The following is a 1681-nucleotide window of genomic DNA, read 5'->3' on the forward strand; positions in this document are numbered from 1 at the left end:
CTCTTAAGAAACACCACTCAAGTGCTTGATTCGTAATGGTGTTTTAGGAGGGCTGTTGGACGGCGACGAGTTGCATACCCATTTTGGAGGCGCGCTGAGCCAGGTTGTGCAGGACTCGTTCGCGGTAGCGTTGCTCGTAATAGGCCTGACCCTGGTCGACATATTCTTCGCCTTTGGTGAGCATCGTGTAGATCAGGCGCGCCAGTTTGTGGGCTGCGGCGGCGACGGCTTTGGGTTTGTCCATGCGTGAGCACATGCGCCTGTAGTACGCGCCCAGCGCCGACTGGCTGGTGCGCAGCCCCGCAGCTGCCAGCCGCAGCGCCTGGGCGGCTCGGTTGGCCACCCGCTTGGTCTTGCCGCTCATCACCTTGCCGCCGGTGATCCTGGTGCCCGGGCACAGGCCCAGCCAGCTTGCGAAGTGTGCAACGCTGGCAAAGCGGGACATGTCGGTGCCCGTCTCGCTGATCACCGCCAGCGCAGTGGTCACGTCGATGCCGTCGATGCGCGTGAGATCCACCCCGCACAGCTTGAACAGGCGCGCGCGCAGGTCGAACTTGGGCGCATTGCGCGAGCGGCTGCGTTTCTTGCCTTTGGCCGGCTCGCCCTCATGGACTTGCAGGCTTTGTAGCTGCGCTTCGATCTGCACGTCGCACTCGGCCAATTGGGTGCCCAGGAAGTCGAACGCCTGCAGCGCCTGCTTGAGCGCGAACAGATGCTCGGCGCGCCAGTTGCCTTGCAGGCTCTTGGCGATCTCATCGGCGCTGGCGTGGATGCGCACGTCCTTCATCGCCGCCAACACATGACCATCGCGCTCGCCCGCCACGATGGCGCGCAGGATTCTCTGACCCGTCTGCCCCACCACGTCGGTAATCACGTTGGCCAGCTGGATGTTCATCTGCGTGAGCGCCTTTTGCATATGCTGCACATGCCGGCTCTGGCTGCGCAGCAGCATCTCGCGCTGGCGCCACAGCGAACGCAGCACACACACCTGTTCGCTCGGACGAAACGCCCCGCTGAGCAGGCCATAGGTCATCAGCTGCTGCAGCCACTGGCAGTCCAGCACATCGGACTTGCGCCCCGAAACGTTCTTGACGTGGCGCGCATTTACCAGCAACACCGTGAAGCCGCGCGACTCCAGCAGTTCGAACAAAGGTATCCAGTACACCCCGGTGGACTCCATCGCCACCGTGTCCACGCCGCAGGCGTCCAGCCAATCGGCCAGCGCATTAAGGTCGACCGTGAAGCTGGGGAATTCGCGTACCGACTGATCATCGCGATCAGGCGGCACGGCCACAAAGTGGGACGCGCTGCCAATGTCGATGCCAGCAGCGTTGGGATGGGTGATGCTCAGGGCTCGTGCCTTGCCCGGCTTCAAAGAAACGTCTCGATTGCGTTGCGCCATGGGTTGCTCCATCATTCGGGTTGGAATGTGGCGCCGCATCGGGTACGTCGTCTTGCTCACTCTCTTAAACGGGATATCGGCTCGGTGGCTGCGAACCACCAGGCAGATTCACCAATGTCGATGACGTCACCCAGGACCACGCTTGATCTCGGGCTAGCTAGCACCATTGCCAAATCGGTCTTTTGCGGTCGCCGCATTCCACCTTACAACAGACTACGCAGTGTTTCTTCGGCGCGATTTGCGGCAGGGGGCCGATTACTTCGCTTGATCCGCAATCCA

At 61.9% G+C, this 1681-nt stretch carries 1 protein-coding gene; it reads right to left on the reverse strand.

The window, feature by feature from the left end:
* Positions 1–43: 43 nt before the first annotated feature.
* Entirely contained in the window at positions 44–1402 is a 1359-nt protein-coding gene (locus AQ12_RS13125; RefSeq protein WP_048440383.1) for an IS110 family transposase, read from the reverse strand.
* Between the last annotated feature and the right edge of the window lie 279 nt (positions 1403–1681).

The organism is Caenimonas sp. SL110, assembly GCF_001044395.1.
Classification (GTDB): Bacteria; Pseudomonadota; Gammaproteobacteria; order Burkholderiales; family Burkholderiaceae_C; genus Ramlibacter.

Excerpts from the sequence above, each read along its gene's own strand:
- AQ12_RS13125 (WP_048440383.1), bottom strand. The coding sequence starts at position 1,402 with ATGGCGCAACGCAATCGAGACGTTTCTTTGAAGCCGGGCAAGGCACGA.